We start from the raw sequence: 12,828 nt of genomic DNA, 5'->3' as shown, positions 1-12,828 counted from the left end.
CCTAATTGATCTGCTGAAAAACAGCTTCGGTCAGTTGGTTTAGTGAAAATGGTTTGGGCAGGAAAGTTGAATCGGAAATCTCTGGTCCGGAATCGCCAAACGCACCCTCTGTGTATCCAGACATGAATATGACCCGGACATCTGGCCTGTTCTGCTTAGCCATACGAACCCAGGTCGGACCATCCAATCCGGGCATGACCACATCGGTGACGAATGCGTCAACATTCAATGTGCCATCTTCGAGAAGCCTCAGAGCCTCTTCTCCCGAATCGGCCTCGAGCACAGTGTAGCCTTTCAACCTCAGTGCGCGGGTCGCGAAGGCCCGAACCGGGGCTTCGTCTTCGACCAGCAGCACGACACCCTCACCCTGGCGAACCGTTGGATTCTCAGGGGATTGCGTAGGCGCTGCCTCGGTTTTTTTGGGGGCGGTTGAAACCGGCAGGTACATAATAAACTCGGTCCCTCTCCCCTGAATGCTGTCGACAAAAATAAAACCACCGGTTTGCTTTACAATTCCGTAGACAGTCGACAGGCCCAAACCTGTCCCTTCACCTGTGCGTTTGGTTGTAAAGAAAGGCTCGAACACTTTCTGTAGCTTATCGGGGGCAATCCCCGTACCGCTATCAATGACTTTGACGGTGACGTATTCACCAGGTTGTACCGTAGCGCGATCCCTTGTGAAGCGTTCTGTCAGCACGACCACTTCGGTTTCGATCCTGACCTCACCACCTTCAGGCATTGCATCGCGGGCATTTACGACAAGGTTCATCAACACCTGCTCTAGCTGGCGTTTATCCGCACGAACCGCTTTCAGAACGGGATCGTGGCTGAGTGTCAGCTTAACCTTTTCTCCGACCAGACGATTTAGCAGATGAATAAGGTCTGAGATCGTATCTCTGAGATCCAGAATTTCCGGCTGCAAAGTCTGTTTGCGCGAAAAGGCCAGCAGTTGGCTCACCAAAGCTGCAGCACGGTTTGCGTTCTGATTGATCTGTACAAGATCCCCGTAGTCAGGGTCATTCTGGTCGTGCCGCAAAAGCAGAAGATCGCAATGTCCGGAAATAGCCGTTAGCAAATTGTTGAAATCATGCGCTACACCCCCAGCCAGTTGGCCAACGGCTTGCATTTTTTGTCCCTGCACAAATTGCGCCTCTAAAGTCTTGAGTTCGGTAGCATCATTCAGAACCGCAATCAGTCTGACTTCTCCCTCGCTCAGCACACGTTTCAATGTGACCTGTACGAATATCTCGCGGTCTTCCCGTGTCAGCCTCAGGAATTCAGATCGTGAAACGGCGCCCTCATTTGAAGCCAGCGTCAGCCAGTCCAGAACCGGATACCCCAGACCATGCATGATATGCACAACATTGGATTCTCCGGGCTCTATGTTTCCGACAAGACGCGTTGCCAGCCTGTTGGCCTCAAGGATGCTCCCGTCGGGAGACAGGGTCATTACCGGGACCGGAAGATCCACAAATGACGCGCCAATTCCACTTTCCTGTGCACGATCAAGCGGTAGAACAAGCAAATCGCGCGTGGTTCCCGACCGAGACAGTTCGGCCATCGTAGCCGGAATTGGCCCCTGTGCCGTCTGTACCTGCACAACCTCACCCAATTCGGGCTGCGCGCCAGTCAGAACCTGTGCAAGGTTGTCGGGTCGTTGCCCCAGGATTTGTTCCGCCGCCCCGTTGATCCGCAGCAATGCTCCGTTTCTGCCTTCAGTCAAAATGGGCACAGGCACAGCATCCCACTGACCTGTTCCATCCAGATGAAACCGCCAAAAGAAAAAGTTTTTCCCAACACCGAGAACAGAAATCGGTACGGTTGTCTCTAAAGTGACAACGTCTTCTCTTGCACGGCCATGGATCTCGGCCAAAGACTGTAGGCGCAGCAAAATTGCCGACGGGTTCGCAAAAATAGACTTTAGACCTTCATCCAGCCGGTTGCCGGGAAAAACATGGAGCTGAGCCCGGGCATGAGAATTGCAAATCAGAACATCACCCTGTGCATTGGCAATCGCGCAGGGGTACAGCTCTTCTTCGGCAAAAACCTCCATAACCCTAAGCTCACGACGTACCGAGTCGTCGGAAATCAGCGCCCTCGCCACGACCAACAGTGATGCAGCAAGCAAAGACACACCTGCCACCACAAGGCCGAGATTCCAGGCTTGGGGAATGATTTCTGCCAGCGGCAGCAGTGACAGCAACACCCCTATCGCAACCAATGGTGCTAGACGCAAACCGCTTGGTGAATTTCGTAACTTTGGGTCAGAATAGAAATCTGCGGTATCGGACATTAAATACTCAACTTGCCGGGCTAGGTGTAACCCAACGCAAAAGGGTTAACGCCCACTTAACCAACAAAGTGAGCAATTCTCCTTTAGGTTGCTATTTGTCCGCCGACTACCGCGTCAAGTGTGACGTGAAAAACCCGTCAGTACCGTGTGATACATACCACGTTTTGCGAAACGTCTCGGTCCATTCGGAGTGCGCGGCCACGAACGCATCGATCACTGCACCGTTTTCGACCTCGAGCATGGAACAGGTTGCATAGGCAAGAACACCCGCTGGCCCCACCAAAGGCGCGACATCATCAAGGATCGTCCGCTGCGTTTCCGTAAGCCGGTTCAGTCCTTCTTGTGTAAGAGACCATTTTCCCGCCGGGGCGCGACGCCAGGATCCGCTGCCTGAACAGGGGGCATCCGTCAGCACAATGTCGAATGGGGCCTGCGCAGAGATCTCGTCATTGGTCAGGAGCGTTATCTGTGCACCCGCTCTTTCGGCCCGGGCGGGCAAATCACGCATTCGCGCCGCATTAACGTCATGCGCGAAAACATCTACACCGTGATGCGCGGCCAAGGACAAGGCTTTGCCGCCGCCGCCGGAACAATAGTCCAGAACCCGTATTCCGGGGTTTAGGTCCAATGATTCAACGACGGCCTGGCTCGCCGCATCCTGCAGTTCGACCAACCCATCAGTATAGGCGCGGCTTCCTGAGATTTTCCGCTCGCCCTCGACAACTTCGAGTGCGGTCGAACAAGCGGGATGTGGCCTCGCTTGGATGCCGTCCGCCAGCAAGACCGAGACCGCCTGATCGACACTCGACTTAATCAGATTGACCCGCAAATGAACCGGGGCCCGAGCTCGCAATGCCTCGGCCACTGGAAGGGTCAAATCACCCAAAGACTCTTGAAAGGTTGGCCAAAGCCATTCCGGTATGTCGTATTTCTGGGCGTCGGATTCACATGGTTTAGCCTGTTCGTGTTCTTCCAAACTGGCCGGAGCGTACCCTTCGCCATTGAATATCTGATCCAGATCGACTTCTTGCATGCGCATCGCGCCGATCATCAACCCCCGACCGGTTTCCACCCCACCTGCCGCCGCAAATGACCTTTTGCACCGCAAAGCACCAAACACGTGGTCGCGAATAGCAGCCCTGTCTTTGGAACCGGCGAAACGGCTGCGCCGCGCCCAACCGGTCAGGGCCTTTTCGACCGGGGCACCCGAAAGAATCTGATCAAGAATTTCGATGGAGGCCTGAACACGTGCGGCGGGGGTCATTTCATTCTCCGTTATAGTGCAGGGCAAAAACGCAAAGCGGCGCCCTCACCGGGGCGCCGCAGTTCAGGTTCCGGCAATTTACATCACTCGATAATTCGGGCTTTCGCGTGTGATTTGCACGTCATGCACATGGCTCTCCTTCAGGCCAGCCCCTGTGATTCTGACGAAGTTGCAGTTCTTTCGCATCTCTTCGACCGTGGCGCAGCCGGTATAACCCATGGCTGCGCGCAGGCCGCCGACCAGTTGATGCACAACCGCGCTGGCCGAGCCCTTGTAAGGCACCTGCCCTTCGATCCCTTCGGGCACCAGCTTGTCGCTGGCGGCATCCTTCTGGAAATAGCGATCCGCAGAGCCACGTGCCATCGCGCCTAGGCTGCCCATGCCGCGATAAGATTTGAACGACCGGCCCTGATACAGGATCACTTCGCCCGGGCTTTCATCTGTTCCGGCGATCATTGAGCCAACCATGGCACAGGACGCACCCGCAGCAATCGCCTTGGCAAAATCGCCCGAGAATTTGATACCACCATCTGCGATAACCGGCACATCGCCGGCGGCCGCGGCGCAATCCATGATCGCAGTCAGCTGCGGCACGCCCACACCGGCAACCATCCGCGTAGTACAGATCGAACCCGGCCCGATCCCCACCTTGATGGCATCCGCGCCTGCGTCGATCAGCGCCTTGGTTGCGTCCCCAGTGGCGACGTTACCGGCAATGATCTGCACCTCGTTCGACAGGGTCTTGACCCGCTTCACCGCGTCCAGCACCCCTTGAGAATGCCCATGAGCGGTGTCTACAACGATAATGTCGACACCGGAATCCACCAGTTGTTCGGATCGTTCGAAACCAGAGTCACCAACCGACGTCGCTGCCGCGACTCGCAACCGGCCCAGCCGATCCTTGCAGGCCGTTGGGTTCAGCACCGCCTGTTCGGTATCTTTCAAAGTCAGCAGACCCGTCAGCTTGCCCGCCCCGTCCACAACCAGAAGCTTTTCGATCCGACGCGCGCGCATCAGGCTTTTGGCCTCTTCCAGATCGGCGGGTTCCTGAAGCATCGCCAGATTGTCCGAGGTCATCATCGCGTGAACCGGCGTATCATCCGAGGTCGCAAAACGCATATCACGGTTGGTCAGAATACCGACCACGCGGCCTTCTTCGTCCACCACGGGAAAGCCGGTGAAGTTATAACGCTGCACCAACGCGTTGGCGTCCGCCAGCGTCTGATTCACCCGCAGTGTCACCGGGTTGTAAACAATACCGGATTCAAACCGTTTGACCCGGCGCACTTCGCGGGCCTGTTCATCCACCGTCAGATTCTTGTGAACCACGCCGATGCCGCCCGCCTGCGCCATGGCGATGGCCATGCGCGCCTCGGTCACCGTGTCCATCGCCGAGCTGAGCAGTGGGATGTTCATGGTGATTTCCCGCGTCACGCGCGTGGTCGTATCCGCCGTGGCCGGCAGCACAGAAGATGCGCCCGGAACCAGAAGAACGTCGTCAAAGGTGAGTGCCTCACGAATCTGCATCTGTTAACCCCATGCAAAAGCCCGTTTGACGGTGACCCTATTGCATGGATTGCATCTAAGGAAAAGCCCCCGACATAAACTAGTTTTTACCTGCTGGTCGGTGCTGCGGCAAAAAACGACGCAACGCACACAAGACGTGCCGCTGAATGGCCTTTCCCTTTGCGTACAAAACCATATCTTGCCCGACATAGGCGCGAATATAAAAGGCAGGCCAATCATGACCACCGACCCTCTTGTTGTCTTTACCCCATCGGGCAAACGCGGGCACTTTCCCGTAGGCACTCCGGTTCTGACTGCGGCACGGCAACTGGGTGTGGATCTGGATTCCGTTTGCGGTGGACGCGGGATTTGTTCGAAATGCCAGATCACGCCAAGCTATGGCGAGTTTCCCAAGCACGGCGTGACCGTAGCCGACGGTGCACTAAGCGAATGGAACGCGGTTGAACAGCGCTATGACGACAAGCGCGGATTGAAACCCGGCCGCCGTCTTGGATGTCAGGCCACGGTTCAGGGGGATGTGGTGATCGACGTGCCACCAGAAAGCCAGGTGCACCGTCAGGTCGTACGCAAGGCCGCCACAGCACGCGCCATCACAATGGATCCGGCCACCCGGCTGTATTTTGTTGCGGTAGAAGAACCCGACATGCATTCACCAACCGGCGATCTGGAACGTCTGGAACGCGCGCTGCGAGAGCAATGGAACGTCGAGGCCGTTACGGCTGATCTTTCCTTGTTGTCCAAACTGCAGCCCATATTGCGCAAGGGTAAGTGGGAGGTCACCGTTGCGGTGCATAAAGGCCACAAGGACGAGGTCGCACGGATCGTGGAAATCTGGCCTGGATTGCACGAGAACGGACTTTTCGGTCTGGCCATCGACCTCGGCTCTACCACGATTGCAGCTCACCTGACTGATCTGGACACAGGCGAGGTCAAGGCATCTTCGGGCCTGATGAACCCCCAAATCCGCTTTGGCGAAGACCTGATGAGCCGCGTGTCCTATTCGATGATGAACCCCGGCGGCGACAAAGAGATGACCCGAGCCGTACGCGAAGCGATAAACGATCTGACAACATCCATCGCGGATGAGGCCGGGATTGACGCCAACCTGATTGTCGAAACGGTGTTCGTCTGTAACCCGGTCATGCACCATCTGCTGCTTGGGCTGGATCCGGTCGAGCTGGGCCAAGCGCCCTTTGCCTTGGCTACGTCCGAAAGCATGTCTTTGCCCGCGCGCGAGATGGATCTGACCAACATGAACCCACGTGCGCAGGTCTACATCCTGCCCTGCATTGCAGGTCATGTGGGTGCGGATTGTGCGGCGGTTGCCTTGTCGGAAGAGCCCGGCAAATCCGAAGATCTGGTTCTGATCGTAGATGTAGGCACCAATGCTGAGATTTTGCTGGGCAATACCAGCCGGGTTCTGGCGTGCTCCTCACCGACCGGCCCGGCCTTTGAAGGCGCGCAGATCAGCTCTGGTCAGCGTGCCGCCCCCGGTGCGATTGAGCGGATCGAGATTGATCCTGTCACTAAAGAACCCCGTTTTCGCGTCATCGGGTCCGAGAAATGGTCGGATGAAGAGGGTTTTGATCAAGACATCGCAACCACTGGCATCAGTGGCATCTGTGGATCAGGCATTATTGAAGCGGTGGCGGAAATGCGTATGGCGGGTTTGCTGGATGAAAGCGGCCTGATCGGATCCGCAGAACAAACGGGCACATCACGCAACGTCCCCGAGGGGCGCACCCATTCCTATCTGATCCACGACGCAAGCGCCGAAGGCGGCCCACGTATCACAGTCACTCAGGGCGATATTCGCGCGATTCAACTGGCGAAATCCGCGCTTTATGCAGGCGCGCGGCTTTTGATGGACGAAATGAACGTGGATACTGTCGACCGCATTGTTCTTGCTGGTGCCTTCGGCGCGCATATTTCGACCAAACATGCCATGGTTCTGGGAATGATCCCGGATGCGCCCTTGAACAAGGTTTCAAGCGCGGGCAACGCCGCCGGTACGGGCGCCCGGATCGCCCTTTGCAACATCGGGTCGCGGAGTGAAATTGAACGCGTAGTACGCGAAATCACCAAGGTTGAAACCGCCATCGAGCCCAAGTTTCAGGATCATTTCGTGGCAGCGAACGCGATACCCCACAAAACCGACCCATTCCCGGAATTGGCACAGGTGGTCACCCTGCCCGCGCCCTCGTTCAACACCGGTGGTGGAGATCAGGAAAACTCTCGCCGCCGCCGTCGCCGGAGGTCATAGTCGCGGCAACCACGGAGGGGTACGATGCAGTCGGTGAATGAGGAACAGGCAGAATACTGGGGAAAATCCGAATCCGGAGCCAAATGGCTGACATATCAGGATCAGTTGGATCAACTGATGGCTTCGGTTCTGGACCTTGTGCTGGAGAATGCCCAGCTTAAACTAGGAATGCATGTGCTCGACATCGGCTGTGGCACTGGCGAAAGCTCTCTTGCAGCCGCGCGATTGGTCGGGCCGGATGGCGATGTTCTGGCCGCCGATATATCGCAAGCGTTTCTTGATCGTGCCAGCGCCCGAGCCTCGGAAAACGGGCTGAGCAACATCAGCTTCCAACATGCTGACGCGCAGATATTCGGGTTTCCTGCCAATCAGTTGGACGCCGCGATTTCACGGTTCGGCGTGATGTTCTTTGACGATTCGGTTGCTGCATTCGCCAATATCGCCCGCGCACTTAAACCCGGCGGGCAGATGACCTTTGCAGCTTGGGGGCCATTGGATGGCAACCCGTGGTTCAAAATACCCCATATTGCTGCGGTAAAACGCCTTGGGCAGCCGCCTCGGGTAGATCGTTACGCGCCGGGTCCGCTGGCGTTTCACAATCTGGATCACGTCACCGGCATGATGCAACAGGCGGGGCTGTCGGACATTCAGGCCCAAGCCATCTCCGTAAATCTGCCCGGCGCTGGCGGGTCAGAGGAAATAGCCGCCTTGTGCACCCGCGTCGGCCCCGCCGCGCGAACCATCGCGCATTTCGAAGGCACCGAACAGGACGCAGCAGCAATCCAGCACGAGGTCTGTCAGGAATTCGCCCAGTTCACATCCGAAACCGGCCTGCACATCCCGGCGGTGATAAACCTGTACCAAGCGCGTCGATCGAACTGAATGGAGCGGGTAGCGGGAATCGAACCCGCGCGTTCAGCTTGGGAAGCTGACAGGCTACCATTACATCATACCCGCCACTGCTAGCTGGATATCACCGGTACAAGATCAGGTTCAAGCGGTTTTGATCCAAACCGTCAGGCTATTTGCGACGGCGAAGACAAAAAAGGCCGGATCAAAAGACCCGGCCAGCATGTTGTTTTATAACGCTTATGCGCGACGGCGGCGGCCACCGCCGCGACGACCACCTCCAGCCCCTTCAGCACCGGCTTCGCTGGGGGCTTTGTTGAATTTGATCCAAGCCCCGCCATGCGGATCGTTGTTGGTCAGCAAGTTGGCGGCGCGGATGGCCTCCATCTCTTTACCGGCGCGCGGCAAGGTCGAACCCAGGCCAAACAGCTGGCAGAAGGTCTCATCATCCATGTCCGCCGGCAGGATGATGCCCTTTGCTTCAACCTCAGCCTTCTTCTCGGCCAGCTTCTTGGGACCAACCGGCAAGGCAACGGGGTTCATGATCGCCGAGGTCATGCCGGCGCCCATCGCCATCGGCAGGAAGGCGTTGTTGATACCATGGCGGTTTGGCAGACCGAAGGAGACATTGGAAGCCCCGCAAGTGGTGTTCACGCCCAGTTCCTCACGCAGGCGACGGACCAGCGCAAACACCTGCTGACCAGCGGTTGCCATCGCGCCGATGGGCATCACCAGCGGGTCAACGACGATGTCATGCGCCGGGATGCCGAAATCGGCGGCGCGCTGGACAATCTTCTTTGCAACTTCGAAGCGAACATCGGGATCTTCGGAAATACCTGTATCGTCGTTCGAGATCGCCACCACAGGGACATTGTATTTTTTGACCAGCGGCAAAACCAGTTCCAGACGATCTTCTTCGCCGGTGACCGAGTTCAGCAGCGGACGGCCCTCTGCCGCCTCAAGACCGGCCTCCAAAGCACCGGGAACCGAGGAATCGACGCACAGCGGAACATCCACCAGCCCCTGCACCATTTCAACGATCTTACGCATCAGCGGCGGTTCGGTCTCGTTCGGGTTGGGGTTCGAGTTGTAGACAACGCCCGCGTTGATATCCAGAACGGTCGCGCCAGCAGCTACCTGCGCGATGGCGTCCTTTTCAACGGTCGAAAAATCGCCTGCTTCCAGTTCCGCCGCCAGTTTCTTGCGGCCTGTCGGGTTAATCCGCTCACCGATCACGCAGAACGGTTCGTCAAAGCCCAGGACGGCGGTTTTTGTTTTTGATTCTACGACTGTACGGGTCATGTCCGATCCTTAGGAGTTTACAGGCTTTGCCGAAGCGCCGCCGTTGTTGATGGCCCAGTTGGCGTTTGTCTTGATGCCACCAAGCGGGAAGAAATGTACGTTTGTGATATTGAAATCAGGGTTGGCTGCTTTGTGGTTGGCCAATTCGGTGATCACATCCGTGGGCTCATAAGGCAGCAGCAGCTTGGACACATCCATAGCGCGCTTTTGCAGGACCTTCAGTGACGGGCCAACGCCGCAAGCGATGGCGAATTTGATCAGCGTTTGCAGCTTGGCCGGACCGGCGATGCCGATATGAACCGGAATGTCGATCCCCGCCTCTTTCAGGCTGTCGGCCCAGGCGATGATCGGTTTGGCGTCAAAGGCAAACTGAGTGGCCAGCGCCATTTCGGCATCTGTGGTCTCAGAGAACTTCTGTTTCCAGCGTAGCGCGTCATCGACATTCTTGGTCGAGCCGTCGGGATCGATGTCCTTGTTGCCCTCGGGGTGGCCAGCGACGTGCAGACGCTTGAAGCCCGCTTTGTCGAACATGCCGGATTCCAGCAGCTGCATCGAGCTGTCGAAATCACCATGAGGATTCGCGACACCACCGGCCAGCAACAGCGCCTGATCCACACCTGCTTCACCCTGGTACATGGAAATCCAGTTTTCCAGCGTCGCCGTGTCTTTAATGATCCGCGCCGGGAAATGCGGCATAACAGGATAGCCGTCCGCCGCGATGCGCTTGGCGGTCTTGACCATGTCTTCGATCGGAGTGCCTTCGATATGGGCAATATAGACGCGTGTGCCTTCAGGCAACAAAGCGCGAAAATCCTCGACCTTCTCGGCGGTGCGCGGCATCACCTCAATCGAATAGCCCTGCAGGAAGGCTTCGACGGTTGGACTTACCGGACCGTTTTCGGCGGCATCACGTTTCTTGAAGTTCAGCAAAGCCATAGCGGCCTCCCATATAGATTTCGAGCTCATGCCCAACCGTCATTGGCGATCAGAGCCTTGATACGGTCCTGATCATATTCCGTTTCCAAACGCACAGCCTGCTGTTCGGCAATTTCGGACGGATCGCCCTCAACCGCAAAAGGCGCGGCCTTGCGCCATTCGGCCAGATAGGCATCGCTGTCCTTGGCGTTCACCTTCATGGCGGCGCGGTCAATGGCTTGCTCGAACCGTTCTTCCAACTGCCGTTTTGCGCCCCGGCGGCCCTTGCCGACGATGACTTGGGCGGGAATGTCGCGCCAGTATACGATGGTGACGTCAGGCATCTGCTTTGATTCCTCCTAACCAGATGGACCGGTTCTAAACTTCAATGTGGTCGCAGGTCGGTCGATTTTCGACACAAGGCGCATTTCAAACGACGTTTTCACCTACAACGGGATACACGGCTTGTAACGAATTGTTCCTGTAAACCTCACCTCAAAATTCTCATCACTTTAATGAGTATCTTGCACGAACCAAAAGGCCGACCTATGGTCGGGGTAACTCGTAAATCGGAGGGCGTTGAAGATGGCGCCCAAGCGTCCCAAAGGTGCGGGCGCGTTCCCGAAGGCGGTCGAAAGCCCCGCGCCGGCAAGACCCGATCCTGATGCGCTTTATGCCGCGCTGGATTTGGGAACAAATAGCTGTCGCATGTTAATTGCCCAGCCCAAGGGCAGCGGGTTTCATGTGGTGGACAGTTTTTCTAAATCCGTTCAGTTGGGCGCGGGCTTAGAGCGGACGGGGCGTTTGTCTCGGTCGTCGATGGCGCGCACCATTCAGGCGTTGCGCATTTGCCAGCAAAAGCTGAAACGCAACAAGGTCAAGCGGATGCGTCTAGTCGCAACCGAGGCTTGTCGCCGTGCAAAAAATTCACGTGAATTCATTCGCCAGGTAAAGGGTGAAACCGGGTTGACGCTTGAGATCATCCAGCCCGAGGAAGAAGCGCGCCTGGCCGTAATATCCTGTGCCCCGCTGGTGTCCACTAAGACAGAACAGTTGTTGGTTGTGGATATTGGCGGCGGTTCGACAGAGCTTGTCTGGATCGACATATCCTCACTTCCGCGTCGGGATCGCCCGGCGGCGATTATGCGTCTGCATAATGGATTTCATACAACAGATAGCCCGTTTCCTGCAGCCAAGGTTGTGGATTGGATCAGTGTTCCCCTCGGCGTTGCGACGCTGCGCGATCAGTTCCATGATGTCGAAGATGATGCGGCGCGGTTTGCTTTGATGAGCTGGTTTTTCGAAGAAAACTTGGCCGATTTTGCGCCCTATAAGGATGAACAAGCCCGCGAAGGTTTTCAGATCGTCGGCACCAGTGGCACGGTTACGACAGTCGCAGCCTCACATCTGGGATTGAAGCGGTATGACCGGACCAAGGTAGACGGTTTGCGCATGACAAGCGATCAGATTGACAAAGTGATACGCGGGTATCTAGAACTCGGCCCACTGGGGCGGCGGAGAGATCCGCGTATCGGCGATGACCGCCAGGCCCTGATCATGTCCGGCTCGGCCATATTGCAGGCTTTGTTACGATGTTGGCCAACCGACCGTCTTTCAGTGGCGGACCGGGGGCTGCGCGAAGGCCTGCTTTATGCGCAGATGAGCGCGGACGGTGTATTGGAAGACGGACCGTTCTGATGGCGAAGACACCTACTGGCAAAAACAATTCGGGCCGCGGGCAGCGCGACCTGAAGGTTAAGGTCAAAACCGCCCGCGGGCGCAAAATCAGCTCGACCCGGTGGTTGGAACGTCAGCTGAATGACCCCTATGTCAAGCGCGCGCAGGTCGAAGGCTATCGTGGGCGTGCGGCTTTCAAGATATTGGAACTGGACGATAAATTTCGCTTCCTGGTTCCAGGTGCGCGCATCGTCGATCTGGGTTGCGCCCCAGGCGGCTGGCTGCAGGTTGCGGTCCAGCGCGTTAATGCATTGGGTGAGAAAAGCGGTAAGAAAATCGGCACTGTTCTGGGTGTCGACATACAAGAGGTCGAACCGGTGGCCGGGTCCGAGGTTCACCAGTTGGACTTTATGGAGGACGATGCCGACCAGAAGGTCAAAGACTGGTTGGGTGGCAAAGCTGACGTGGTGATGTCAGATATGGCTGCTGCGTCCTCGGGGCATAAACAAACCGACCATTTGCGGATCATGGCCTTGTGCGAAACCGCCGCCTATTTCGCCTTTGATGTGCTTGAACAGGGCGGCACATTTGTCGCCAAGGTTCTGGCCGGAGGAGCCGAAGGGGATCTGCAGAAGATTCTGAAACAGAAGTTTGACAAGGTAGCGCATGTTAAACCACCGGCATCCCGCGCCGACAGTTCGGAAAAATTCGTTGTGGCAACAGGATTTCGCGGCTGAA

10 protein-coding genes and 1 tRNA gene are annotated in these 12,828 nt (G+C 56.9%); 4 read left to right on the top strand and 7 right to left on the bottom strand.

All coding sequences use genetic code 11. The annotated features are described in order from the left end of the window. Window position 1: 1 nt before the first annotated feature. From FN806_RS02555 to guaB, 3 genes are all read right to left on the bottom strand, one after another. Window positions 2-2,293 carry a hybrid sensor histidine kinase/response regulator gene (locus tag FN806_RS02555; RefSeq protein ID WP_142633708.1) on the bottom strand — a complete coding sequence of 764 codons (2,292 nt, stop codon included), beginning with the start codon at window positions 2,291-2,293 and terminating at the stop codon, window positions 2-4. A 106-nt stretch (window positions 2,294-2,399) separates the two neighbouring features. Further along, window positions 2,400-3,557, bottom strand: a complete 1,158-nt coding sequence (locus tag FN806_RS02550) for an RsmB/NOP family class I SAM-dependent RNA methyltransferase (RefSeq protein ID WP_142633706.1) — start codon at window positions 3,555-3,557, stop codon at window positions 2,400-2,402. Window positions 3,558-3,635: 78 nt separating this feature from the next. Then, on the bottom strand, window positions 3,636-5,084 hold the full coding sequence (guaB, locus tag FN806_RS02545; protein ID WP_142633704.1) for an IMP dehydrogenase: 1,449 nt from the start codon (window positions 5,082-5,084) through the stop codon (window positions 3,636-3,638). A 217-nt stretch (window positions 5,085-5,301) separates the two neighbouring features. On the opposite strand from guaB, the gene FN806_RS02540 reads away from it, so the two are divergent. Both FN806_RS02540 and FN806_RS02535 read left to right on the top strand, forming a co-directional pair. Continuing rightward, window positions 5,302-7,347, top strand: a complete 2,046-nt coding sequence (locus FN806_RS02540) for an ASKHA domain-containing protein (protein ID WP_142633702.1) — start codon at window positions 5,302-5,304, stop codon at window positions 7,345-7,347. Between the two features lie 24 nt (window positions 7,348-7,371). Further along, the gene (locus FN806_RS02535) at window positions 7,372-8,229 is read left to right on the top strand and encodes a class I SAM-dependent methyltransferase (protein WP_142633700.1); all 858 of its coding nucleotides are present in this window, start codon (window positions 7,372-7,374) and stop codon (window positions 8,227-8,229) included. A 1-nt stretch (window position 8,230) separates the two neighbouring features. On the opposite strand, the gene FN806_RS02530 is transcribed toward FN806_RS02535, so the two are convergent. The 4 genes from FN806_RS02530 to FN806_RS02515 form a co-directional block, all read right to left on the bottom strand. Next, a tRNA-Gly gene (locus tag FN806_RS02530) sits at window positions 8,231-8,304 on the bottom strand. A 132-nt stretch (window positions 8,305-8,436) separates the two neighbouring features. After that, window positions 8,437-9,498 carry a methyltetrahydrofolate cobalamin methyltransferase gene (locus FN806_RS02525; protein WP_142633698.1) on the bottom strand — a complete coding sequence of 354 codons (1,062 nt, stop codon included), beginning with the start codon at window positions 9,496-9,498 and terminating at the stop codon, window positions 8,437-8,439. A 9-nt stretch (window positions 9,499-9,507) separates the two neighbouring features. Continuing rightward, complete coding sequence (locus FN806_RS02520; protein ID WP_142635118.1) at window positions 9,508-10,434, bottom strand: methylenetetrahydrofolate reductase; 927 nt, start codon at window positions 10,432-10,434, stop codon at window positions 9,508-9,510. Window positions 10,435-10,460: 26 nt separating this feature from the next. After that, window positions 10,461-10,757 carry a virulence factor gene (locus FN806_RS02515; RefSeq protein WP_142633696.1) on the bottom strand — a complete coding sequence of 99 codons (297 nt, stop codon included), beginning with the start codon at window positions 10,755-10,757 and terminating at the stop codon, window positions 10,461-10,463. 241 nt (window positions 10,758-10,998) lie between these two features. Between FN806_RS02515 and FN806_RS02510 the strand changes: the two genes are divergently transcribed. Together FN806_RS02510 and FN806_RS02505 are read left to right on the top strand one after the other, a co-directional pair. After that, entirely contained in the window at window positions 10,999-12,111 is a 1,113-nt protein-coding gene (locus tag FN806_RS02510) for a Ppx/GppA phosphatase family protein (protein ID WP_142633694.1), read from the top strand. Then, the gene (locus tag FN806_RS02505) at window positions 12,111-12,827 is read left to right on the top strand and encodes an RlmE family RNA methyltransferase (protein WP_142633692.1); all 717 of its coding nucleotides are present in this window, start codon (window positions 12,111-12,113) and stop codon (window positions 12,825-12,827) included. The genes FN806_RS02510 and FN806_RS02505 overlap by 1 nt, the downstream gene beginning before the upstream one ends. Window position 12,828: the final 1 nt, after the last annotated feature.

Origin of the sequence: Ruegeria faecimaris (assembly GCF_900182615.1) — a bacterium.
Lineage (GTDB): Bacteria > Pseudomonadota > Alphaproteobacteria > Rhodobacterales > Rhodobacteraceae > Ruegeria > Ruegeria faecimaris.
The sequence above is the reverse complement of the archived record's forward strand: the minus strand, read 5'-3'. Positions and strand labels throughout refer to the sequence as shown.